25 protein-coding genes and 1 tRNA gene are annotated in these 22,315 nt (G+C 60.8%); 18 read left to right on the top strand and 8 right to left on the bottom strand.

Annotated features, from left to right (window positions below; translation table 11 throughout):
- Nucleotides 1-74: 74 nt before the first annotated feature.
- Nucleotides 75-1,124, bottom strand: a complete 1,050-nt coding sequence (locus ACTIGF_RS03910; RefSeq protein WP_439635624.1) for a YaaC family protein — start codon at nt 1,122-1,124, stop codon at nt 75-77.
- 1 nt (nt 1,125) lies between these two features.
- Nucleotides 1,126-1,725 (bottom strand): hypothetical protein, encoded by a 600-nt coding sequence (locus tag ACTIGF_RS03905; protein ID WP_439635623.1) that lies wholly within the window; start codon nt 1,723-1,725, stop codon nt 1,126-1,128.
- A gap of 320 nt (nt 1,726-2,045) precedes the next feature.
- Here ACTIGF_RS03905 and ACTIGF_RS03900 point away from each other — a divergent pair, with 320 nt between their 5' ends.
- From ACTIGF_RS03900 to ACTIGF_RS03880, 5 genes are all read left to right on the top strand, one after another.
- Nucleotides 2,046-2,459 (top strand): hypothetical protein, encoded by a 414-nt coding sequence (locus ACTIGF_RS03900; RefSeq protein WP_439635622.1) that lies wholly within the window; start codon nt 2,046-2,048, stop codon nt 2,457-2,459.
- Nucleotides 2,460-2,577: 118 nt separating this feature from the next.
- Nucleotides 2,578-2,949: a hypothetical protein gene (locus ACTIGF_RS03895; protein WP_439635621.1), complete on the top strand. Its 372-nt coding sequence runs from the start codon at nt 2,578-2,580 to the stop codon at nt 2,947-2,949.
- Nucleotides 2,946-3,371, top strand: coding sequence for a hypothetical protein (locus ACTIGF_RS03890; protein WP_439635620.1), 426 nt, complete (start codon nt 2,946-2,948; stop codon nt 3,369-3,371). Before ACTIGF_RS03895 ends, ACTIGF_RS03890 begins: the two co-directional genes overlap by 4 nt.
- A 193-nt stretch (nt 3,372-3,564) precedes the next feature.
- On the top strand, nt 3,565-3,966 hold the full coding sequence (locus ACTIGF_RS03885; protein WP_439635619.1) for a hypothetical protein: 402 nt from the start codon (nt 3,565-3,567) through the stop codon (nt 3,964-3,966).
- A 63-nt stretch (nt 3,967-4,029) separates the two neighbouring features.
- On the top strand, nt 4,030-4,899 hold the full coding sequence (locus tag ACTIGF_RS03880) for a thioredoxin family protein (RefSeq protein WP_439635618.1): 870 nt from the start codon (nt 4,030-4,032) through the stop codon (nt 4,897-4,899).
- Nucleotides 4,900-4,961: 62 nt separating this feature from the next.
- Here the strand turns inward: ACTIGF_RS03880 and ACTIGF_RS03875 are convergent, their stop codons facing one another.
- On the bottom strand, nt 4,962-5,084 hold the full coding sequence (locus ACTIGF_RS03875; RefSeq protein WP_439635617.1) for a hypothetical protein: 123 nt from the start codon (nt 5,082-5,084) through the stop codon (nt 4,962-4,964).
- A 223-nt stretch (nt 5,085-5,307) separates the two neighbouring features.
- Between ACTIGF_RS03875 and ACTIGF_RS03870 the strand changes: the two genes are divergently transcribed.
- From ACTIGF_RS03870 to ACTIGF_RS03835, 8 genes are all read left to right on the top strand, one after another.
- Nucleotides 5,308-5,778: a nuclear transport factor 2 family protein gene (locus ACTIGF_RS03870; protein ID WP_439635616.1), complete on the top strand. Its 471-nt coding sequence runs from the start codon at nt 5,308-5,310 to the stop codon at nt 5,776-5,778.
- Nucleotides 5,779-5,904: 126 nt separating this feature from the next.
- Entirely contained in the window at nt 5,905-6,348 is a 444-nt protein-coding gene (locus ACTIGF_RS03865) for a hypothetical protein (RefSeq protein ID WP_439635615.1), read from the top strand.
- 61 nt (nt 6,349-6,409) lie between these two features.
- Nucleotides 6,410-6,838 (top strand): hypothetical protein, encoded by a 429-nt coding sequence (locus tag ACTIGF_RS03860; RefSeq protein ID WP_439635614.1) that lies wholly within the window; start codon nt 6,410-6,412, stop codon nt 6,836-6,838.
- A gap of 129 nt (nt 6,839-6,967) precedes the next feature.
- Entirely contained in the window at nt 6,968-7,339 is a 372-nt protein-coding gene (locus tag ACTIGF_RS03855) for a hypothetical protein (RefSeq protein WP_439635613.1), read from the top strand.
- 11 nt (nt 7,340-7,350) lie between these two features.
- Nucleotides 7,351-8,403: a DUF481 domain-containing protein gene (locus ACTIGF_RS03850; protein ID WP_439635612.1), complete on the top strand. Its 1,053-nt coding sequence runs from the start codon at nt 7,351-7,353 to the stop codon at nt 8,401-8,403.
- Nucleotides 8,404-8,467: 64 nt separating this feature from the next.
- Complete coding sequence (locus ACTIGF_RS03845) at nt 8,468-10,450, top strand: S9 family peptidase (RefSeq protein ID WP_439635611.1); 1,983 nt, start codon at nt 8,468-8,470, stop codon at nt 10,448-10,450.
- A 24-nt stretch (nt 10,451-10,474) separates the two neighbouring features.
- The gene (locus tag ACTIGF_RS03840) at nt 10,475-11,974 is read left to right on the top strand and encodes a M61 family metallopeptidase (protein WP_439635610.1); all 1,500 of its coding nucleotides are present in this window, start codon (nt 10,475-10,477) and stop codon (nt 11,972-11,974) included.
- Nucleotides 11,975-12,027: 53 nt separating this feature from the next.
- A complete protein-coding gene (locus ACTIGF_RS03835) occupies nt 12,028-13,269 on the top strand; it encodes a TCR/Tet family MFS transporter (protein ID WP_439635609.1) in 1,242 nt (413 codons plus the stop codon).
- Here ACTIGF_RS03835 and gluQRS read toward each other — a convergent pair.
- The gene (gene gluQRS, locus ACTIGF_RS03830) at nt 13,266-14,138 is read right to left on the bottom strand and encodes a tRNA glutamyl-Q(34) synthetase GluQRS (RefSeq protein WP_439635608.1); all 873 of its coding nucleotides are present in this window, start codon (nt 14,136-14,138) and stop codon (nt 13,266-13,268) included. The two genes, ACTIGF_RS03835 and gluQRS, sit on opposite strands and share 4 nt — an antisense overlap.
- A gap of 102 nt (nt 14,139-14,240) precedes the next feature.
- Here gluQRS and ACTIGF_RS03825 point away from each other — a divergent pair, with 102 nt between their 5' ends.
- Together ACTIGF_RS03825 and ACTIGF_RS03820 are read left to right on the top strand one after the other, a co-directional pair.
- Entirely contained in the window at nt 14,241-14,903 is a 663-nt protein-coding gene (locus tag ACTIGF_RS03825; protein ID WP_273145182.1) for an alpha/beta hydrolase, read from the top strand.
- Between the two features lie 210 nt (nt 14,904-15,113).
- A complete protein-coding gene (locus ACTIGF_RS03820) occupies nt 15,114-15,680 on the top strand; it encodes an HNH endonuclease (protein WP_439635607.1) in 567 nt (188 codons plus the stop codon).
- A gap of 41 nt (nt 15,681-15,721) precedes the next feature.
- Here ACTIGF_RS03820 and ACTIGF_RS03815 read toward each other — a convergent pair whose 3' ends face one another.
- Nucleotides 15,722-16,852: a serine hydrolase domain-containing protein gene (locus ACTIGF_RS03815; protein WP_439635606.1), complete on the bottom strand. Its 1,131-nt coding sequence runs from the start codon at nt 16,850-16,852 to the stop codon at nt 15,722-15,724.
- Nucleotides 16,853-17,008: 156 nt separating this feature from the next.
- Here ACTIGF_RS03815 and ACTIGF_RS03810 point away from each other — a divergent pair, with 156 nt between their 5' ends.
- Nucleotides 17,009-17,845, top strand: coding sequence for an HAD family hydrolase (locus tag ACTIGF_RS03810; protein ID WP_439635605.1), 837 nt, complete (start codon nt 17,009-17,011; stop codon nt 17,843-17,845).
- Here the strand turns inward: ACTIGF_RS03810 and ACTIGF_RS03805 are convergent.
- From ACTIGF_RS03805 to ACTIGF_RS03795, 3 genes are all read right to left on the bottom strand, one after another.
- Nucleotides 17,842-18,417: a demethoxyubiquinone hydroxylase family protein gene (locus ACTIGF_RS03805; protein WP_439635604.1), complete on the bottom strand. Its 576-nt coding sequence runs from the start codon at nt 18,415-18,417 to the stop codon at nt 17,842-17,844. The two genes, ACTIGF_RS03810 and ACTIGF_RS03805, sit on opposite strands and share 4 nt — an antisense overlap.
- A complete protein-coding gene (locus tag ACTIGF_RS03800; RefSeq protein WP_439635603.1) occupies nt 18,417-18,950 on the bottom strand; it encodes a disulfide bond formation protein B in 534 nt (177 codons plus the stop codon). The genes ACTIGF_RS03805 and ACTIGF_RS03800 overlap by 1 nt, the downstream gene beginning before the upstream one ends.
- Before the next feature lie 67 nt (nt 18,951-19,017).
- Nucleotides 19,018-19,695, bottom strand: coding sequence for an exopolysaccharide biosynthesis protein (locus tag ACTIGF_RS03795; RefSeq protein ID WP_439635602.1), 678 nt, complete (start codon nt 19,693-19,695; stop codon nt 19,018-19,020).
- A 172-nt stretch (nt 19,696-19,867) separates the two neighbouring features.
- Here ACTIGF_RS03795 and ACTIGF_RS03790 point away from each other — a divergent pair.
- Nucleotides 19,868-19,954 (top strand) — tRNA-Leu (locus ACTIGF_RS03790).
- A 354-nt stretch (nt 19,955-20,308) separates the two neighbouring features.
- A complete protein-coding gene (locus ACTIGF_RS03785; protein ID WP_439635601.1) occupies nt 20,309-22,315 on the top strand; it encodes a hypothetical protein in 2,007 nt (668 codons plus the stop codon).

The following is a 22,315-nucleotide window of genomic DNA, read 5'->3' as shown; positions in this document are numbered from 1 at the left end:
GGCCGGGCAGATGCCCGGCCTTTTTTATTCCGTCGACGCTGTGGTGAAAGCTATGAGGTGAGATATGATGTAATCTAACGAGGTCTTATGCCCGGCACACCGAACTCCATACCAGTCATCTCACATGCGATTTCATCAATAAATTGCAATGGAGATAATTCAATAAATTCAGATATAAGCCAGTTTTCTTTATGGTCGAAGTACCAGCTCAATCCTTCTGGATCGTATCTTGCCAGCTCGCTAAGTCTATGCATGGCAAGGCAAATTAAAGTGAGTGGTTGCCGATCTATTCGGGTTGCGCCTGACACATTTCTTTTTAGGTACCAAAGGTCTGGACTGCTGGAAATATGAACTATTTGATGTCGTAATTTTTTATGTAGCTTGGAAAGTTTGGACAAGGCTGATTGTTGCTCAATTTCTGTGGCGCCCGTTTTGTTACACCAACTGACTCTTTTCTTGGTGCGAATGATGCATTCGCCTGTGAATCCGTCATCTCTTTCAAATGTATTTGGCAAAGTTGGATCGAGTGACCGCTTATCTGACAGGCGGCCTTCTACTTTCGCAGACAGCCAAACTTTATTCAATCTTGGGTGCCTTCTGTATATAACTTCTCTTAGTGGTATGAATTGTTCAGGGTGCGATGTATAAGTTAGCCGAAAGGCCCTGTGGATAAAGGGAAGATTTGACAATACATCTTTTATTGTGTGGGCTTTAGATTCTTCTGGTTCTTCAAGATATTTAATGAGCTCTGCCATTATTCCATTGTTTTTGATTTCTATGGTTTCATTGGCTAGCGATCGCTTGGAGGAGCTAAAGTCTCCTGACACCCCATGTATTTCTTTAAATGCGATACCTTTGACAGTCAATAATGACTTAACGGCATTTAAGTAACAATAGTACAATGTGAGGGGTGCAGCTGTTTTATCGAGGCCTAGACTTGCTTTATAGAATTGTTGTGATTGTCGCCAGTAAAATTGCGCAGACGGGTTTTCTCGTTTCAGCCATAGCAGTATGAATTCAAATGCATCCTTTACTATTACTCGTTCACTTCGAAAATCGGGAGATGTAATTGCTTTTCTAAAGTAAGCGGTTCTATTGTTTATTTTGAGATCGTTCGATGGCATTTTATTCTTCTAGTCTTCTGCAAATATCATCTGTTAGGTGGGAGAAATTCTTTGCGGCGCGATTTGGATTCCAGTGCTTTCCTATGAATTTTTTTGAGCCCAAATCCAGAATCCCAGGACTGTAGTTACCATATTCTGAGTCTGAATATTTTCGTTTCAAGAGGTGCAAGGCAGGCTCCGCTGAAGTTGGGGTGATTTTAAGTTTTTGAGAGTTAAAAATTTGAACAATCCATAAAATTCCTTCGTGTTCCATTGAAAATTCGGGCTCTATGCGAATTTCAAATTTCTTATGCGGGCTTTGATAAATCTTAACGGGAGGAGGTGCGTGCAAGGTAGGCTTTTTCTTTGCAATCCACTCTTTTAGGGAGTTTGCAGCAGCCAGATTGTGATCCCGCTCTGGCCCAGATTTCAATGACGCTATTTCTTGGACAGCATTTGCGAAGTCGATGCCATCTCCTGCGAATTTCTTAGAAGCCGAGCGAAGGGTTCGGTAGAAATCGTATCCTGAGCCTTTCTTGCTGTACTTCTCTAGCTCGGATGATAGTTCATGCGATGGCAGAAGTGCCATCTTAACGAAAGTAGAAAAAGCGAAACGAGGCATGCATTCTGCCTTATAGCAACCTTAGAGATAGTCACCCAGGGAAGTCGAAGGCGTCAAGTTAAACGTCGTCATGTTGTCATGTTCGATGGCTCCCATGTGGTGGTCAGAGGAGAACTATCTGCGTTGCCATTTCCTTTTATCAATCCCGCATGTCCCAGTCGTGGCATATTGGGAAGAGTTTGGTGAGAGCGCATGCTTCAAAGTCTCAATAATTCAATAGTCGTGTAAGACTTCTCATCAACGCACCTTCACTCCCCCCATTCACGCCCACTTCACCCCTCATCCCGCAGGCTTTGTGAAACGGGCAAAGGGGGACAGCCATGACCGTGTTTCTGACAACCGCTGCAGCCTGTCTGGCCGCCAGCCTTCTCACCCTCGGCGCAAGCGCCAGCGCACACGCGGCCGACCCGGAGGGTCGGTTTCGCATTTCGGCGGAGATGGATGGCTATCTGACCCTTCATGCCGATGGCTCGATGGATCTGGATGCGGTGCTCGCCAGCGAGATTTTCGGGATCAGTTGGCCGCCCTCGGGCGTGGGCTGGGGCCATTGGGTGCGCACGGGCGAGGGGGAGATAACCTTCACCTATACCGGCGATCAGGGCGAGCTGACGTATATTTGCGGCGACTGGCCGGGCTATGCCGTGGGCGAGTCGATGGATGCCGGCGAGTTGTGCTGGCTGGGCCATGGCGCGGGCGAGGGGCTGGAGCTCGGTTCCGCCACGCGGGTGGAGTAGGGCGCCAGACGCCGCCTCAGGGCCTCATTCACTCATACGATCAAAGCGATCGGCCTCTATTCATCCCCCCTTCATCCCGGATCGCGCAGGCTTTGCGAAACGGGAAGAGGGGACAGCCATGACATCATTACTGAAAATCGCTGCGGCGGGGCTGGCGCTGGGTGTGATGGCGCTGGGCGGCGCGTACGCCGATGAGCCGGGCGCTTCACCCGCCGGACAGTCTTATACGATCAATTTCGAGGAGGAGCGCTGCATGCTCGAGATCGATTACGAGCTGGCTTTCATGTTCAGCTGTGATGGTGGGGCGTTCCTGCGTGAAGGCGTGATCGAGATGAGCAGCGGCGCGCCGCACTTTACCGGTGATGTCGAGCAGTTCCTGTCCAATGACTGCACGCGCTGGCCGGAGATCGCCGAGGGCGAAACCACGCAAGATGTCTGCTGGATGGACGTCGATCTGCGCGAGCATGCTTTGGTGATGAGGATCCGATGAAACAGCTCCTTACGATCTTTGCGCTCATCGCGACCCCCGCCGCAGCCCTGGCGCAGGAGGGCGTCCGCACGCCCGACGGCGAAGTTGTGGAGGTCGTCTATCAGGGCGATGCCTGTCAGGTCACATTCACCGCCGAGGGCGAAGTCCTGTCAGAGGGCGACGATCCCCATACCTGCATGTTCTTCACTGGCAGCTGGGAAGCGACCGGAGAGACGATTATTCTTGAGTTCCCGCGTGGCCATTCGCTTTGCGATGCTTGGCCTGTGCTGGAGGCGGGCCAGGATTGGGATGGTCGACCCGACTATATCCGTGACGGTTCCGGGCCAGCCTGGCTCAATGAGGGTGCAGGCTGCTGGGCCGAGCTGCATCACCCTGAGCGCTATGGCGCGATGCGGGTGATCTCGGGACCGTTAGGTGAGTAGGCGCCGCAAAGGCTTTCGCCGGGTCTTTGTGGGGCTCATCCGCTGTTATGGCGCACCAGGCTGAGCTGTCAGCGAAGAGGGGGTGCATCTTGAAAACTCCATGGACCGCTCTGGCGGTTCCGGGCGGGATCGCCTTGGCCTCCGGGGCATCGGCCATCATGCTGGATATATTGAACGGACAGAGGGAACAGCCATGATACCAAGCCTGATTTTTCTTGCAGGCAGCCTGGCCTTGGCGAGCCTGGAGGTGTCTGAAGACGCCGCGCCGCAATACCCGTTCGGGCATCTCTATGACATTATAATTGAGCCCACACTCTCATGCTCGCTTCAGTTCGATGCTGAGACGACACAAGACGACATTCTGACGGGCAGTCTGATTTGCACCGGCGCTCAGGATTCTGCGAACAATATCTCGGGGTTCGTACTGTTAACGCTGTCGTCCTATGCGGTGCAATTTGATGTAGAGTCCGCAGTGCAACCGGTGTTTTTCCGGGACATCTACTGTAACGCCTGGCCAGACATGAGTGTGGGCGAGACTCGCACGGACGTTTGCTGGGTCAATGCGCATAATTATCGTGTCCGGCGCATACAATAACGTGAGCGCCGCTCATGCCCGACAGGGCCATTCCGTGATTGCAGGTCAGAATAAGGGTGTGTCGTGAAAATCGTACTGATCCTCACAGCGGTCCTCGCTGTCATGTTTGGCGCGATCGCGCTGGCGCAAGACGCTCACGATGCGGCGTTTTATCCTGAAAACGCGGACGCCGCCGCAATGGTCGACGCGGCGCTGGCGCAGGCGCGCGATGAGGACAAGCAGGCGCTGATCGTGTTCGGCGCGGACTGGTGCCATGACAGCCGGGGGCTGGCGTCAAAACTTGATGACGATGCGCGGCTTTCAGCGCTCATTGAAGACCATTACGTCCTCGTGCGTGTGGATGTGGGCCAGCGTCATCGCAATCAGGACCAGCTTGCACGCTTTGGCGTCAGCGAAAGCTTCGGCACGCCGACGCTGGTGATCAGCGATGGGGCGGGCATGTTGCAGAACGGCCTGACAGCCCATGACTGGCGCACGGCGGACAGCGCCGCCCTGTCGGATGTGGCGGTGTATCTGAGCCGCTATGCCGACGACGCCGAGCCAGCGGAGCGCGATGTTGCAGGCGCGGACCTGGACGCCGCGGCCCAGACCTGGCCGCCTTATGGACAGGCTTTGGATGAGATCGACACTCGTCTGGCGTCCGGGGAGATGAGCGAGGCCGAGGCTGCGCGCGCCCGCATCTATGCACGCGGCATGGCGCGTTCCATCGCCCGTCTGGGCATGGGGCGCGTGGCCGAAGCGCAAGAGGTTGAGATCGCCGATAGCGCTGACCTGCACGCGCTCGGTATGGCGCCGTCCGATGATCTGACAGCGGCGGTCAGCGCGCAAATCTCAGACATTGAATTTGATTTGCTCGCCCGGTTGTCGTCGCAAGACGCTGAAACCACTGACGCGATGGCTGAAGACGCAGCCTCGCCTCAACGGGTCGAATAGACAGGTCAGCCGCAGTCTAACGAGGCGAGGCCGCGCCGTGTCAGGGCGCGGCGACAGACCCGTTACTTGCGGGTGCGGTCCATGACGCCGCCGACCGAAGTCGGGGACAGCGTCGCGGCGGCGGCTTTCTTGTCCGCTTTGGGCTTCTTGATTTCCTTGTTGGATCGTTTCTGGCCTTTGGCCATGGTGTGCTCCTTCGCACGGGGGCATCCAGCGGATGCGCTCGCGTCATGATACGCCTTGCGCACAGCGATTGATATGATCATTCCAGCGCGGGCTGCGTCGGCGGCTTGGGGCGGTTTTGGGGAAAGCACCTGTCTAAAAAGACATCTTTCAGACCCAAGGTTTCGCTGTCACCCAAGGGCGGAATGGGTGAAGCTCAGGGTTCGTCACCTTGGAGTCTTGGTCATGTCCGTCTTGCTCGCCGCCGCCCTGATGTTCGCCCAGCCTGCGCCGGATGCGGGCGTGAAAACACCCTTGCTGGAGACGGTCACCGCGCTTGATGCGCAGGTGTTTGAGGCGTTCAACTCCTGTGACGGCGAGGGATTTGGCGCTTTCATCGCCGAGGAGATCGAGTTTTATCACGATGTGGACGGGCTGATCCTGGATCGTGCGGCGCTGATTGATTCCGTGAACACGTCGATCTGCGGCAATTTCCAGCGGCAGCTGACGCCAGGCTCCATCGAAGTCTGGCCGGTGCCGGGTTATGGCGCGATCCAGACCGGCTGGCACGCTTTCATCAATTACGGCGCGGACGAGCCGCATGGACAGGGGCGGTTCCTGCATGTCTGGCGTCAGGACGCGGACGGATGGAAGCTCACCCGCATCGTCAGCTATGACCATGGCCCGTTTGACGGCGCAGGGCGCGCCCCTGACTAAAGCGCGCAATCTCGCAACGCTCACCTGATCTTAAAGACCTGTCGCCTAGTCTGCGCCCATCAAATTTGCATGGGGGAAGACGGCATGCCTTTGAGATTGAAAATGATCTGTGGCGCAGCGATAGGCTTGGCCCTAACCGTAGCGGTCACGAGCGGGAGCGCGCTTGCCCGGCAGGATGAAAGCGCATCGCCATCCCCCCTCAATCAAATCTATCGGGTCGAGTTCGGCAGCGCCCCGCCTATCTATGGCGGCGCGATCTCTTTCTCGTTCGGTGACGGTCTGATCGACAGCTACACCGAAACGGGCATTGGCGGCGCTGATCAACCCGGCGGGACCGGCTCCTGGTATGCGGAAGGGGGCGGCCGGATCTCCATTTTGGGCGATGCCGCGGATCCGGGTTATGAGGGCGAAGAATTACCGCCGCGACCCGCCTTGCAGCTTCTTGCGGACGGTCAAAGCGAGGTCAATTGCGAGGCCTGGCCGCACATTGACGTGGGCTCCAGCGCGCAGCCTTCGGACCTGTGCTGGATCACCAATTCAAACGTGCTGTCGGTGACGCGGACGCAATAGCGCTCACCCTTTTCAGGCTGCCAACAAGGCCGCTTCCGAGCGGCGGAGACAGGATATCATTATGAACAAGACGATTATCGCCAGCCTCGCGCTAAGCCTTCTCGCGCCGTGCGCTTTCGCCAATGACGGCCCGGCGGGTCAGGTCTTTCAGGCCGTGGCGACCCGCAACACCGATTTCGCGCGAGTCGGCGACACCGCCACCATCCGCTTTGAAGAGGGCGGATCGGTCACCGTCTCCGGCATTTCTGACGCCATGGGCAGCGATCCTTGGTCGACGGAGTGGAGCGAAACCAATAATGGCCGGTTTTATGTCGACGCCGACATTTTCTGGATGGATCCGTGGGGCGAACGTCCCGAATGCCGCAGCTGGCCAGATTATCCGATCGGTGAAGACATCACCTCGGTCGGCGGCGACTGGGAAGCCACCGGCGTCTGCTGGCTTGGACCCGATGGCGGCGCGCTCGACTGGCGGATCACCCGTATCGAATAGGGCGATTGGGCGGCGACGCCTGGTCTCGTTCGCGTCCCCCCTGCTCATCTGTCGCCTGCTCGCTGGTAAGCGCGATCTTAACCCTGACTGTGCAAGCCTTTCTGGCGATTGAGCGACAGGGGGCGAGACATGACTTCATGGATGATCGGGCTGTTGGCGAGTTGGGCCCTCGTTGCTCCGGGCGAGGGGCCGGTCAGCCCGGCCGGTCAAAGCTATGAGCTCGGCGAGTTTGGCTCTGTCTTCTTTGGTGAAGGCCCCGGCTCTGGCGGCGCTGAGCTTCGTAAAGACATTCTGTTCTGCACGGCGGAAGCACATTTGGACTGGCGTGTTGACGGCGACCAGATTGTGCTGAGTACGGGTAAGAATACATGCTCAGAGGCGGACGCTATGATGAGTGACGCCTTTTCCGCGGACTGTCCCGACGGCTGGCCTGATCTGGAGGTCGGCGAGAGCCGGGATGTGTGCTGGTTCACCCTGGGTCCCGTAATGCGCACCGAGTAGCAGGCATAATCATGCGTTCAGTTTTCCAATATGGTCTCGCCTGTCTGGCGATGACCGTCTCCAGCGCGGCGGCCTTCGCCGAGATTCCGCCCGCTTATCGCAATCTGCTGGCTGAAGCGGACAGGCGAGACATCGACGACGCTCGGTTTTTAGAAACCGCGGATATGGTGGCTGTGCTGGTTCCGGGCGGCCGAGCGGCGGTGCATGCGGACGTCATCGCGCATTTGCCCAGCCGGGCCGGCGCGCTCAGCGACTGGCCGCTGCCAGAGCCTGAGCCTGAGCCCGAAGCAGAGAGCGCATCTGCGGCTGACGCCGAACCTGAACACGAGCACCGCTCAATCGGCGGCGCCCCGGTGGCGCTGTCGGGCGCGCCTGAAGGGTCTGGCGGCTGGCTGGCCGCTCCGATCCGGGCGCTTCACGGTGAGTTGTGGTCCGGGCAGATCCGCGCCGGCGTCCAGGTGGAGAACGGCAATTCAGAGCTGATTGATTTCTCCTTTGCGGTCGAGCTGGATCGCCAATTGCCGCATGGCTGGCGGGTGGATAACCAGTTTGAGTATTTCCTGACCGAGCATGGGGATCGGACGAGCCGCGACAACTGGCTGGCGGAAAGCCGCATCTCGCGCGCGCTGGATTCTGGATATGGCTATTATGCAGGCGGCTCGTATGAGCGCGATCTGGTCGGGGCCTATGAACAATCCGCCTTCGCGACAGCGGGCGGGGTCTGGCACGCCATTGACGGCGACCGGCTGGGTCTTGAGCTGCGGGCGGGTGTCGGCCATCGCTGGCGCGAGCGCGCTGGCAGCGGGGAGACGCTCGGCGATTGGGTGGCGGAAGCGGCGTCTGATCTGACGTTTCAGATCAGCGACACCAGCCGGTTTGAATCCAGGACCACCGTGTATGGCGGCGGCGGCTCCAAGGTGGATCAACGCTTCACCCTGACCAATCGCCTGTTTGGTCATTGGGCGGTGCAGACCGGGCTTCATATTGAGCACGAGTTTGAAACCGAGCCGGGTTTCGAGCCGACCGATACGCGCTTGGACGTGTCGCTACTTTACGGTTTCTAGGCTTCCACGGTCAAAATTTTGCCCTTAGTCTTGCTGCATCTGCAAAGACTCGGGGATTATGAAGATGTCGCGTTTGCTTGTTGGTGTGCTGGCGGGCGCGGCCGCCATCTCGGTCAGCTTGCCTGGATGGGCCCAGACTGCAGGTGGTCAGTCGGGCTATGATGAAAGCCTTGAAGCGATCTCGCCGACCGATGAAGCGGTCGGCATCGGCCTGGCGGGCGAAGATCCTGCGGACATCGCCCGCTATCTGCTGGCCGCCAATGGCGCAGCTGGCGGTGCGCAGCTCTCCCCGGATGGATCAAAAGCGGCTTTTCGCTGGTCGATCACCGGCGAACCCCAGCTTTGGATCATGCCGGCTGAAGGCGGTCAGCCCACGCGCCTGACCTATGGCAATGGCGTGACCTTCTTTCGCTGGTCGCCGGACGGCGAGAGCCTGATCTATGGCGCTGACAATGACGGCAATGAGCAAGAAGCCTATTACCGCATTTCCGCAGATGGCCTGAACGAAGCGCAGATCCTGCCGGCCGAAGCGGGGGCGTTCCGCGTGTTCGGCGATTTCGGGGCGGACGGAGAAACCATCGTCTTCGCTTCAACCGCGCGCAACAATCTCGATTTTGATATTTATGCGGCCAATCTCGCCACCGGCGATCGTGCGATGATCTATGAAGGTTCGTTCGCGAACTATCCCGGCGCCCTGTCGCCGGATGGCCGCTATGTGACAGTCAGCCAATCGCGCGGCGAGGATTCAAATGATCTCGCCTTGCTCAACCTGGCCACTGGAGAATTCACTCCAGTCTCGGCGCCTGAACGGCGGGCTGCGCATGGATCGATCGCCTGGCAGGACGATTCCTCCAGCTTCTACCTCGTCTCGAACCGAGAGCGCGAATACAGCGCCTTGATGAAGTTTGACGTCTGGACCAATTCGTTCAGCGTCATCGAGACGGCGGACCATGACATTGAAAGCGTGGATCTGTGCGGTGCGGACGACCGCTATCTGGTCTGGACCGTCAATGAAGGCGGCTATTCGCGTCTGCACGCCAAGGATCTGGCAAGCGGTGAGCGCCTTGAAACCCCGGCTCTGGCCGAGGGCGTTTATGGCGTCAGCTGTACTGATCAGTCCAGCCGCATCCTGATCAATGTGAACGGGTGGCGCACGCCGGGCGGGTTTCAACTTTGGGACATGCAAACCGGCGAGGTCTTCGACACCTTCTCGGCGTCCATGGCGGGACTGGACGCGGATCGACTGGTCCGTCCTGAGGATGTGCGCATCACCGCGCGCGACGGGGTGGAGCTGCAGGGCCTTCTGTATCTGCCCGATGACAGTTCACGGCCCAGCGACGGACTGCCGCCGGTGGTCTTTTTCGTCCATGGCGGCCCGACCGCGCAATCCCGTCCCACTTTTGATGCGGTGGTCCAGTATCATGTGGATCGGGGCATGGCGGTGTTTGAGCCCAATGTGCGCGGCTCCACGGGCTTTGGTCATACCTATGTGACGCTGGATGATCGCGAAAATCGTCTGGAATCCATCGCGGATCTGGTCGACATGCTCAACTGGCTGGCCGAGGACGGCCGTGTTGACGCGGACCGCGCCGCCGTCGTGGGCGGCTCATACGGCGGCTATGCCGTGAATGCGGTGCTGGCGAACTTCCCCGGTCATTTCGCGGCCGGCGCCGCGCTTTATGGCGTGGCGGACTGGGTGACGGCGCTCGATATCGCCTCGCCTGGGCTGAAGGCGTCTGACCGGATTGAATATGGCGACATCACCGAGCAGCGCTGGCGCGATTACTACACCGAGAACTCCCCCATCCGGCAGGCGGACCAGATCAATGTGCCCGTGCTTTATTCACACGGCGTCATGGATCCGCGTATCGATATCGCCGAGACCGAGGTGATGGTGCGCACCCTGCGAGAGAACGGCGTGCGGGCCGATTTCATCCGCATCCCTGATGAGGGGCATGGCTGGCGCAAGCTGTCCAACCAGCTGTTCTATTACCGCCGACAGGCCGAATTCCTTGAAGACGTGCTGGGCGTGACCCGCGAAGACTGACGATCAAAGAGCTGGGGGGAGCCGATGACTCGTATTCATGTGGCGGTGATGGCGCTCGCCATGCTGGCGGGCGCTTGCGCCCCGGCCGGGACTGATGCCGGGGCAGGGGCTGACGCGCCTGATCTCGCGCTGTCGCTGGATGTGTCCAGTCCGCAAGCCCTGGGCGTAGCGCTGGAATTTGAAGGCGCGGCGTCAGGTGAGAGCGTGCTCGATCTTGATCGCGATTTCGGCTTCACCTTCCCTGAGGCGGCCTGGTTCTCCGGTTTCGAGGCCCGGTGCGACCAGCCCTGCGAGGCGGTGTTTGACCCTGAAGCCCTGACCGTCACCGTCACCCATGCCCCGACTGATCGCATTACGCTGTCTTACGCGCTGATGCAGGGGGCGGGAGCTTTGTCGGACGTGGATAAATACCAGCCCGTCGTCGGCCCCGATGGCGTGGCGTTCTACACCGGCATCTCGGTCTTTTTGCCGACCCATATCGTGTATGACGAAGCGGAGGCGATCACGGTCTCCACGCGCTGGACCGGCGCCGAGGCGCAGAGCTGGCAAGCCTTTTCGCCCTTCGGGCCGGGCGAAGCGGAGCAAACCGGCGAGCTGGGCCAGATGCGGTTGCGTGAAAGCCTGTTTGCGGCGGGGCCGGGCGGGGTGATTCATACGCTGGGCGATGGCGCGCAGCTGGGCGCCTTGCCGATGCCGGGCACGCCGCAATCGCCAGAGGCGCTGCTGGACCTGATCGAACCGGCTCTTGTTGAAACCCGCACTTTGTTTGATGGCGCTGCAGACGCCGGGGACTGGTATTTCATCGCCTATGGGGCGGCCGGCGAGGCGGTGGAGAACGGCTTCGCGCTGGGCGGCACCGCGATCACCAACGCCTTTGCGCTCTATTTCAGCCCGGATCTATCCCTGGGGTCGGATGGCGCCTGGATCCATCCCAGCCTGCAGGACGTTGTCGCGCACGAATACTTCCACAACTGGAATGGCGTGCTGTTCTATCTCGGCGAAGGCGAGGACGTGCACCGCACGCGCTGGTTCGTGGAAGGCTTCACCAATTACTATGCCCGCGAAACGGCCTGGCGGTCCGGATTGTATGATGACGCCAAATACGCCGAGACCCTGAACAATGCGATCAACGCCTATCGCGAAGCGGAGCATCGCGACCTCACCAATGACGAGATGGCCGCGCTCTGGGCCGTCAATGATGAGCGCGCCATGATGAGCTATACGCGCGGCGAACTGATCGCGGTCATTCTGAACGAGGCGCTGGAAAGCCGGACGGACGGGGCGCTGGGTTTGGACGATCTGATGCGGGATCTGGCGCGCGAGGCGCGTGAGACCGGTGAGGAGCGTCCGGATGTGTCGCGGTTTTATGCCTGGATCGCCGAGCACGCAGACACCGCACTGGCCGATAAGGTGCGTGACTATGCCGAGAACGGCCGTCCGCTGGAGCTGCCCTCGCAGATCCGCTCGCCCGCTCTGGTTCACGATGACGCGACCGGGCTCTACCGCATGTCCGGGGCGGACTGAGTTTCGAAAAACCGTCGCTTGCTCCGGCGTTGGGCTGAGCGCAAAGATGCGCCATGACTTCTGACGCATCTTCGCCTGCAAAATCTGCTCCCCGCGCCGCCGCCACCGTTTTCATCACGGGGACCGTGGCGATTGATGCGCTGGGCTTTGCGCTGATCATTCCCGTCCTGCCGACGCTTCTGATGGAGCTGACGGGCGGCGGCGTGGGTGAGGCGGCGCGCTGGGGCGGGCTGGCGACCTTTGTGTTCGCGCTGATGCAGTTCGTGTTCTCGCCGATCATCGGCGGATTGTCAGACCGGTTCGGGCGACGTCCGGTGCTCTTGTTATCGCTCACCGCCCTGATGGTCGATTTCCTGCTGATGGGGTTGGCGCACGCCCTTGTGGTGTTCTTCATCGCGCGCTTGCTGTCGGGCGTTTTCGCCGCCACCCATTCCACCGCCAACGCCTATATCGCCGACATCTCCACGCCGGAACAGCGCGCGCGCCGTTTCGGGCTTCTGGGCGCGGCCATGGGGGCGGGCTTCGTATTGGGGCCGGGGCTCGGTGGTTTGCTGGGTGAACTGAGCCCCCGCGCGCCTTTCTTTGCGGCGGCGGCGCTGGCCGGGATCAACGCCCTCTATGGCTGGTTCGTGGTGCCAGAATCGCTCAAACCTGAAAGCCGTCGTTCTTTCTCTTGGAAACGGTCAAACCCCATCGCCACGCTGATGCGCTTGCGCCGCGCCGAGGGGCTCGGCGTGCTGGTGTGGGTCTATTTCCTGTCTCAGCTGGCAGGCTTTGTGTACCCGGCGGTCTGGGCCTATGTGGGCATCGCCAAGTTTGGCTGGACGGAAGGCGAGATCGGCGTCTCTCTGGTGGCCTATGGCGTGCTGTTCGTGGTCTGTCAGGCCGTGGTCACGCCCTTCCTGATGCCCCGGATCGGCGAGCGACGGGTCATCTGGATCGCCTTCGCCCTGGAGGCCGTCGCCCTGATCGGCCTCGCGACCGCGCCGACGCCTTGGGTGCTGTATCTGTGGCTTCTGCCCGCCCTGTTCACAGGGATGGAGGGGCCGGCGCTTCAGAAGGTGATGACCGAGCGCACGCCGCCGGACGCTCAAGGCGAGCTGCAGGGCGGATTGTCCGGCCTCGGCGCGATCGTTTTGATCCTCAGCCCGCTGATCTACACCCAGCTCTTTTTCGCCTTCCAGCAAGGGGTGGGCGGGGTGGTGTTCCCGGGCGCGCCGTTCGTGATGGCGGCGGTGTTCAACGTCATCGCGCTGACGCTGTTCGTGGTGCGAAAACGCCAGACGGGCGGTTAAAGCCCCACCCGTTTGCGCAGGCTGTCCGGCGTCTCCCCCGCCTCTCGCAAAGCGCGCAGGGTCAGGGACTGGTCACGCTTGGCGAAGCGCTTGCCGTTTTCATCGAGCATCAGCCGGTGATGGCGATAGACCGGGACCGGCCAGCCCATCAGCTCTTGCAGCAGGCGATGAAGGTGGGTGGCGAAATACAGATCCAGGCCGCGGATCACATGGGTCACGCCCTGCAGCGCATCATCATGGGTGCAGGCGAGATGATAGCTCGTCCCCACATCCTTGCGCCCCAATATCACATCGCCCAGCGTTTCAGGTCGGGCGCGCACTTCTCCGGTTTCGCCGTCCGGGCCTTCGCCGGTTTCGGTGAATGTCAGACGGTCAAAGTCCGCGCCAAGATGATCGCGGCAAGCGGTGATGGAGAGCCGCCAGGAGAAAGCGTCGCCCGCCTCCAGACGCTCGGCTTCTTCCTCCGTGCTCATCGGCTCAGACGGGCCGGGATAGATCACGCCTTCGGGGCCTTCGCCGGGATGGTGCGGGGCGCGGGCGATGTCCTCGGCGATTTCCCGCCGCGTCTTGAAGCAGCGATAGACAAGGCCTTTTGAGTGAAGCTGCTCAAGGGCGGACTGATATTCGGCGAAATGCTCGCTCTGCCGGCGCACGGGCTCGGGCCAGTCACAGCCCAGCCAGCGCAGGTCTTCCAGAACCGCCGCCTCGTATTCGGGCTTGCAGCGCGTGGTGTCGATATCCTCGATCCGCAACAGACACCTCCCGCCTGCCGCTTTCGCAGCATCGAACACCGTCAGCGCCGAGAAGGCGTGGCCCAGATGCAGGAAGCCGGTGGGCGAGGGGGCGAAACGGGTCAGGAAAGCGCTCATGAGCTTCTGATATCACTGCGCTGATCTGAGTGCGAGGCTTGGGGTTTTCCTGCCCGGTCAGCGCTCTATGATCGCGCAGTATACATCAGAGGGACGCATTCCATGATCTTGATCGACGGTCCGCGCATCGCGCCCAAATCCGGGCAGGCGAAGAAGCTGGTCATCCTGTTTCATGGCTATGGCTCCAATGGCGCAGATCTCGCAGGTCTCGCCCAGCACTGGGCGCCGCATTTTCCGGACGTGGCCTGGGCGTCGCCCGATGCGCCCGAACCCGTGCCCGGCGCGCCGGGCGGGTATCAATGGTTCCCGATCTCGCGTCTTGATCCGGCGCTCATGGAACAGGGCGTGCGCTCGGCCCACGCCACGGCGGAACAGTTTGTCCGTTCCGAGCTGAACCGCTGGGAGGTGGCGCCGGAAAACCTCGTCCTGATCGGGTTTTCCCAAGGCACGATGATGGCGCTTCACACCGCGCTCCGGCGCGAGGTCGCGCCCGCAGGGGTGATCGGGTATTCCGGCGCCCTGCCGGGGCCGGAGCGGCTGAAATCTGAAATGACCGTCAAGCCGCCGATCCTGCTGATTCATGGCGATAGCGATGATGTCCTGCCGGTGGGCATGACCTTGATGGCGGCCCAGGGACTTGCCGAGGCTGGGCATGGCGCCCAGTTTCATATCTCCAGAGGCATTCCCCACTCCATCGGCCCGGACGGGCTGGAGCTGGGGCGGCATTTCATGGAGGCGGCGTTTTCAGGGCGCCTGCGCGGCTAGGCGCCGTTGTCAAACAAGCGTCGAGTCAGCGTCATGGCGCCGTCACACGAACAGGGTTAGTCTCAGGCCGTCTCAAGGATCGGGTCGTTGATTCGCTTTATGCAGCGGCCCCAAGGCTTAGAGGGAGGCGCGTCTTCAAGACCGCGCTTGCATACCGGAGGGATCGCCTCCTGACACTGCGTCGCCCGGCGCTTGATTGCGGGGGCGGTTATGCGAGTCTTTAAGACTGCGCCCACCGATCTTCGATGCCTTGTCCTGAACGCGGACTTCCAGCCGCTATCCTATTATCCTCTGTCCACCTGGCCCTGGCAGGACGCCATCAAGGCGGCGTTCCTGGAGCGCGTGGACATCGTTTCCGAATACGCCACAGAGATCCGCAGCCCCTCGCGCTCTATCCGGGCGCCGTCAGTGGTGGCCTTGCGCGATTATGTCAGCCAGAACCGCCCGCCCGCTTTCACCCGGTTCAACGTGTTTCTGCGCGACGGCTTCCGCTGCCAGTATTGCGGCGCGGACAAGCTTGATCAGCTGACCTTTGATCATGTGACCCCGCGCGCCTATGGCGGCCGCACCACCTGGGAGAATATCGTCGCCGCCTGTGCGCCGTGTAATCTCAAAAAAGGCGGTCGTACGCCGCGCGAAGCCAAGATGCCGCTCTTGAAGGATGTGGACCGACCCAGCCAGCATCAGCTGCAATCACAGGGCCGGCGCTTCCCGCCGAAATACCTGCACGAAAGCTGGCTCGATTATCTCTACTGGGATGTGGAGCTGGAGGCCTGAGCGCCAGCCTGCCTTGTCGAGCCAGCGCCCGGACACCTGTCTTATTCCTCAGACGCGCGCATCTGCGACAGCGCGCCCTGGATTTGCGGCATGGACATCAGCGTGCTGATCAACTGGTTGTCGGGATCGAATGCGGAGATCAGGTGCAGGAAGCTGCCCAGACCGTTGCCGCCATTGACCATCACCACATAGCCGTCCCCGCTCTCGGCGTCATAGAGCGCGAGGGCGTTCTCCGCCCAGTCCGACCCGCCATGGAAGATGAAGTGCGCATCGTCAAAGCGCGACACGGACCAGCCCAGCGTATGGCCGTTTTCCGGGCACTGGCTCTGATCCTCCAGCATGCAGGGCGCTTCATTGGCGGTGGAGACCTGCTGGGTTCCCCGCGCGCCCGCCATCGGGCCGTTGGCTTCCGCCGCCATCATCCCCAGCAGCAGGGTGGTGTAGTCCTGCGCCGTCACGAACAGATTGTCCGCGGCGCTGGGCGCATAATCACCAGACTGGATCTCGCCATATTGGCCGTCATGCCCCATGGGCGTCGCCAGCTGCGATGGGGGCGCGTCCTCTGCGCCCAGATAGGCCTCAGCGTGAAGCGGGGTGAACACCCGGGCCTGCATGAGGTCTTCAAAGGGTGTGTCCATGCGCCGGGCCAGAAATTCTGCCAGCATTTCATAGGCTGCGCCCGAGTACGAATACCCGGTCCCCGGATCATAGGTGAAGGCGAGCCGGTCATCGTCATACTGATAGGCCCAGTTCTTCAGGCCCGTCTGGTGAGACAGGATGATCGCCGGGGTCAGACGCTCATGGCGCGGATCATCGGCCAGATCGGGATGGACGTACTCACTGGAGATCGGTTCATCGAGACTGATTTCACCTGCGGCCGCCAACCGCAAGGTCAGCTCCGCCGTCAGCGTCTTGGCGATCGAAGCCGTATTGAAGAGCGTGTCTTCGGTGACGGGAACGCCCGGTCCCTGTTCGCCGCCATAGGCCGCCCATGCGCGTTCACCATCTTCGATGCGAATGATGGCCAGCCCGGCGGACGGGTAGAGCGTCAACGCCTCTTCAATCAGGGCGTCAATGCTGGCGGGTCGTTCGACCGGCGGTTCCGATTGCGCCAGAGCGGTTGTAGAGAGCCCGCTCGCAAGCAGGCCGGCGAGAAGAAGGCGAGTGGTCATGAAGCGTCCCCGTGTGTCTATGAGTCTAAGTTGCGGGGAGAGATGCCGCTCAGCTCTCAATTGGATGCGCAAGCATGGCTTTAGGCGGTGAAGTCGAGGGCGAGCGGGGATAGGATCAGCCCGATTCTGACGCCCTCAGCACTGGACACAGTTGTTATGACCGCAACGCCCACCATCGCCATCGCCTATGATTTCGACGGCACGCTGAGCCCCGGATCGATGCAGGAGCATTCCTTCATCCCCGAAATTGGTGAGGACAAAGACGCGTTCTGGGCGCGTGTAAACGGACGCGCCGCCGATCTGGGCGCGGACAATATCCTCATCTACATGCACGAGATGGTCAAAGCGGCCCAGCGGGAGGAAGTGCGCTTCCGGCGCGAGGATATTGAACGGCATGGGCAGTCTGTCAGCTTCTTTCCCGGCGTGGCCGACGGCTGGTTCCAGCGCCTGCGGGATTATGGCGCCGAGCGTGGCGTGCGCGTCCAGCACTACATCATCTCATCGGGCCTCAAGGAGATGATCGCCGCGAGCGCCATAGGCGGCGAATTCGACGCGATCTTCGCCAGCGAGTTCAAATACGACAAGAATGATGTGCCCGAATGGGCGGCGTCGGCGGTCAATTACACCAACAAGACCCAGTTCCTCTTCCGCATCAACAAGGGCGCGCTGAACCTGTCCGATCATAAAGAGGTCAACGCCTACATCCCCGAGGATGATCGCCCCGTTCCCTTCCGCAACATGATCTATGTGGGTGATGGAGACACCGATGTGCCCTGTATGCGCACGGTGAAGGAACAGGGCGGCGTGTCGATCGCGGTCCATCCTGCAGACGATGCCGAGGGGGCGCTGAAGACCGCCAAACTCAAGGCGGAGCGCCGCGTTCATATCGCCGCGGATGCGGATTATTCAGACGGCGCAGCGCTGGATGTCTATGTGAAGGCGGCTATCGACAAGATGGCGGCGGTGGAGCGTCTGAAGGCCCTCGAACGCTAGATCCGCTTGCACAGGGCGATGGCGGTCAGGCAGCCCGTGGAGATCAGCGCCGACAAGGCGGGATAGCCGGCGGCGTCTTTCGCGCCTTCCTCCACGGCGAGATCCTTGTGCGCGGTTTCTTCATCGCGGAACTGGGCGAACTGGTCCGCCAGTTCATCCTGACCGGCGAGGCGCAGTTCCTGAACCTGTTCGTCGTAATGACCTTCAATGACCGCCTCGACCGCTTCGGTGCAGGCGTGGGCGGCTTTTTCGCCCAGAAGCGCGGTTCCGGCGCCGAGCGCGAAACCCGCCAGATTGGCGATGGGCGCCAGCAGGGTCGGGCGCGCCTTGCCGTCCCGGATATGATTGTCGAACGCCTGCAAATGATGCTGCTCGTCCGCTTCCATGTGCACCAGCTGGCTGGCGATGCGGGCCTTGTCCGGGCGGCCTTTGAAGACCGCGCGCTGGCCCTGATAGATCGCCACCGCGGCATACTCGCCCGCATGATCGACGCGCACCATGGATTCAATGCGGTCGGCGTCGGCCTTGCGGCCGGGGCGGCGGATGGTTTTTCGAGATTGCGGGCGAGACATCACACGCTCCGATACGGTTTGCGGAACACCACAAGGATCGAGATCAGCATCACCAGGGCGCTGATCAACACATTATAGCCTGCCATGGACACGCCCAGAAGGGTCCAGGCCGGCTCGTCACACAGGACGACATTGGTCGGCGTGTTCAGCGAGCTCAACAGGGCGTCCACGCTCAGCGAGGTCGTATCGCCCGCTTGGCATGACAGCGTCCAGAAGCCGTATTCGCCACCCGCATGATAGCCCGCCACCCAGGCGCTGAACCCGGCCAGGACCGCGATGAGCGCGCTGGCGGCGCGGGCGAACAGCGCATTGGCGGGTTTCAGAACGTGAAGTGCGGCGAACGTGATGAGCCCCGCCGCCAGAAGATAGGCATGCGCCCAGCGTTGCTCGATGCAGAGCGGACAGGGGGGATACCGGCCGATGACTTCAAAACCGAAGGCGCCAGCCAGCAAGGCGGCGGAGACCAGCGCGCCGATGAGCGGCCATTGATCCGGACGGGTCCATCGATCGGCGAGTGTTTGAAGCGCTGTCATGGATGCAAACCTAGAACACGGGGAGGGGCGGGGCGAGCGATCAGCTGAGCGACAGGGCGACGCAGTGTCAGCCGCCGGCGCCGAACATCCCGAGTATGAAGGTCTTCAGCATATCAAGAAACGCCGCTCCAAAAAATGTGAAGCCGATGATCAGAAGGCTGATCCAGACCACGCCCAGCACCAATCCCGCCAGGACCAGCAGCCCGTCGCGGGTGATCAGGCCGATGGAGGCGATGGCGATGGCGATGCCTGGCGTGGTGTTGGTGGCGGGAAGAGGGATGAGAATGGAGGCGCAGAAGATCACGAAGACCCCGCCCACAAACCGTTCAGCCATAGGGCCCGACAAAAAACTCAACCGGGGACGGGCCAGCGCTTCCAGCCATCCGAACCATTTGCGCGACCAGGTCGCGATGCGAGTCAGGCCGGGCTTGTCCAGCTGACGGTTGCGAAAGCTCTTCGGCATCCAGGGATGTGCACGCCCGCCCGCCATTTGCATGGCGATGGCCATCATGGGCAGGGCGACGATTTGCGGGACGCCGTAGAGAAAGGGCATGCAGACCGGAATGGCGAGCGCAAACAGCAAGGCGCCAAAAACCCGTTCGCCCAGGGCGTCGCTGAACGCGCCCAGCGTCAGCCCTTCATCGGGAGCGGCGTGTGCGATTCGCGCCAGCGCCGCCGTCAGGCTGAGCGGCTGCGATTGGCCGGTGTCCTGGGAGCCGGTTTCATCCTGCTGGAATTGCACCATGATGTGTCACCTTTGGGGAGGAGAAGCGTGTCTGTCTTAGTCGGCGGAAGGCTGATCGTCTATCCAGCTCAGCGGCGGATCGCGCCGAAACCGGCGACGCCAGAGGAACTGAAAACCGGGGTCGACCAGGCGGAAAATTCAAGGCATATACAGCGCTTGCGTCGACATGCGTGCGGGCGTGGCGGAATTGGTAGACGCAGGGGACTCAAAATCCCCCGGGCGCAAGCCCTTGTCGGTTCGAGTCCGACCGCCCGTACCACTCTCTCCCGGCACAGTCCTGGAACGACCAGAGTGGGCGCGATGTCGAATTTCCACCTTTCCACAGCAAAAGATGAAGTGTTTGCGAGGGCTTAAATGCCCTGACAGATGATTTTTCAATCCTCAGTCAAAGTCTTGAAAATGTTTCGGATAATTCAATTCGCTATATTAATTCAACACCTTGGCGTCGAGTGTGGATAATCTGGGGGCTGGCGCAAATTCCCCTGATAGGTGATAATGCTGGACAATACCTGACAGGCGTTGTGCAAGCACCTGTTAATCCTGCCGCTTATCAACTGACCAAGAGTCTATACAAATGGGCTTGAGGCCATTTCATTTTTCAGGACGTGGATCATTGAACGCCAGTAAGCAGCCCTTGGTGATCATCGCCGCCGCAAGCGCCGACGAAGCGTCCGCGCAGAGCTTGCGACAGGCCTTGCTCGACAGGGGTGTGCGCGTCGTCATGGCGGCAGAGGTCGGTGTCGCCGAGAAAAAGGCGCGCCTCATCGTTCTGTGCTCGCCGGCGTCGTTGAAATGCCAGCCGCTCAATAATTTTCTGGAAGATTTTGTCTGGTCCAACGGCATGCACCATGTCCATGTGGTCGGGCTGGAAAGCGAGCGGCCCGTGCTGCCCATGGCGCTCCGGGCGGAGCGACGCAGCAATGGCGCGTTCTGGACCTTGCCGCGACCGCCGGTCATCGGTGCGCTCTATAATGATACGATGAGCCTTGAGCATCTGGCCGACGATATTGCGCATGAATGCAGCACGGATCCGTCTGCTACGCTTGTGCGCAGCGCGGTCGGTTCTGTCGTGCGCCGGCCGCTCGCCACCGGGCTTGCGGCGGCCTGCACATTGATGCTGGGCGTCAGCGTCTGGCAAGCTGACCAGATCAGCGCCTATCAGGACGAGGCGGAGGCCGCCAAGGCGTTTTCAAGCCGCCTTCTGACGGACATCACGCAACATCTGCCCAATACGGCGCGGCGCGAGACCTTGATTCGTCTGGCGGACGACCTGACCGAGACCTATCTGACGGCGTCCGCGGCCGGCCTGTCTGATGATGAGCTGGGGCGTCGCGCGCGCCTGTTCAATCTGATTGGCGAGGCGCGTGACGTGCATGGGGATCCAGCGGGCGCCCGGGAAGCGTTCACGGCCGCCTATGGGCTGACCCAGGCGCTTCTGGACCGGGCGCCCGGCAACATGCAACGCGTCTATGACCATGCGCAGTCCGCGTACTGGGTCGGCAACCAGGCCTATCGCAGCGGCGATCTGATGACAGCCGAGCGCTATTTCGACATGTACGCACAGATGGCGGACCTGTTGATGGAGCGCGAACCGGACAATCCCAGTTATCAGGCTGAACGGGGGTATGCGGCGTTAAACCTTGGGGTCATCGAACTGGAGAGCGGCGACGCTCCATCCGCTGCGGACCTGTTTTCGCAGGCGGCTGAGCGGTTTGGAGACGGGCTGGTCCAAGAGGGCGTGGTGCAGGTGGCGGACCTCGGCAACGCTTTGGGGTGGCTTGCGGACGCACGGCGCGAAATGGGCGATATCGCCGAAGCTCGTAGCAGCCGGGAGCATCAACTGGCGCTGTATGAAGAACAGCTTGCCCAGTCGCCTGGCGATTCCCGGACGCTGTTCAGGATCGCCCATACGCAATCAGAGATCGCAAGTCTTGCGACGGACATGGGCGAAGACGATGATGGCGCTCAGTTGCTGGATCAGGCTCTGGACAGAGCCAGCGCGCTGTATGCTGCGTCGCCTGACAATGACCGGTACGCGCGTTTTTATGTGGGATTGATTTTCCAGCGGGCGCAGGTCGCCCTGATGCGCGATGACCTGATACGGGCGCAATTGCTGATCGGGGAGGCGCGTCGCCTGGCGGCGCGGACGAATGAAAACGGTGAAAATGACGGCCGTTACCTGAGCCGGTCCGCATCATTGACCCTGTCGGCGACGCTCGCCCTACAAGCGCGGTCATACGATTCAGCTGTGCTCGACGCGACCCAGGCCGTCAGTACGGGCGAGCAATCTGTGGCGGCTGGTTTTGAAACGGCGCGCCCTTATCTGGCGCAAGCCTATTATGTGCGAGCCGAAGCCCTGAACGCTTTGGGGCAGTTGGATGAGGCGAACATGATGTATCGTTCCGCCTTGAATCAGCTGGGCCTGATGAGCACGCCGCGTCCGATGTATTCAGATGAACTTGAAGCCCGTATCGCGTGGAGCCTGGGCGATGTCAGCCGGGCACTTGAGGTAAGACAGTCTTTACAGGAGAAGGGCTACGCTCGTCGCTCGTTCTTGGCGTTCTGGTCAGAGATTGATCAGGCGAACACCGCCGAGGCTGCGCTATCTCGAGGGGGCTGA

The organism is Oceanicaulis sp., assembly GCF_051859625.1.
In the GTDB taxonomy this organism is placed as follows: domain Bacteria; phylum Pseudomonadota; class Alphaproteobacteria; order Caulobacterales; family Maricaulaceae; genus Oceanicaulis.
This window is presented reverse-complemented; position numbering and strand designations above follow the sequence as displayed.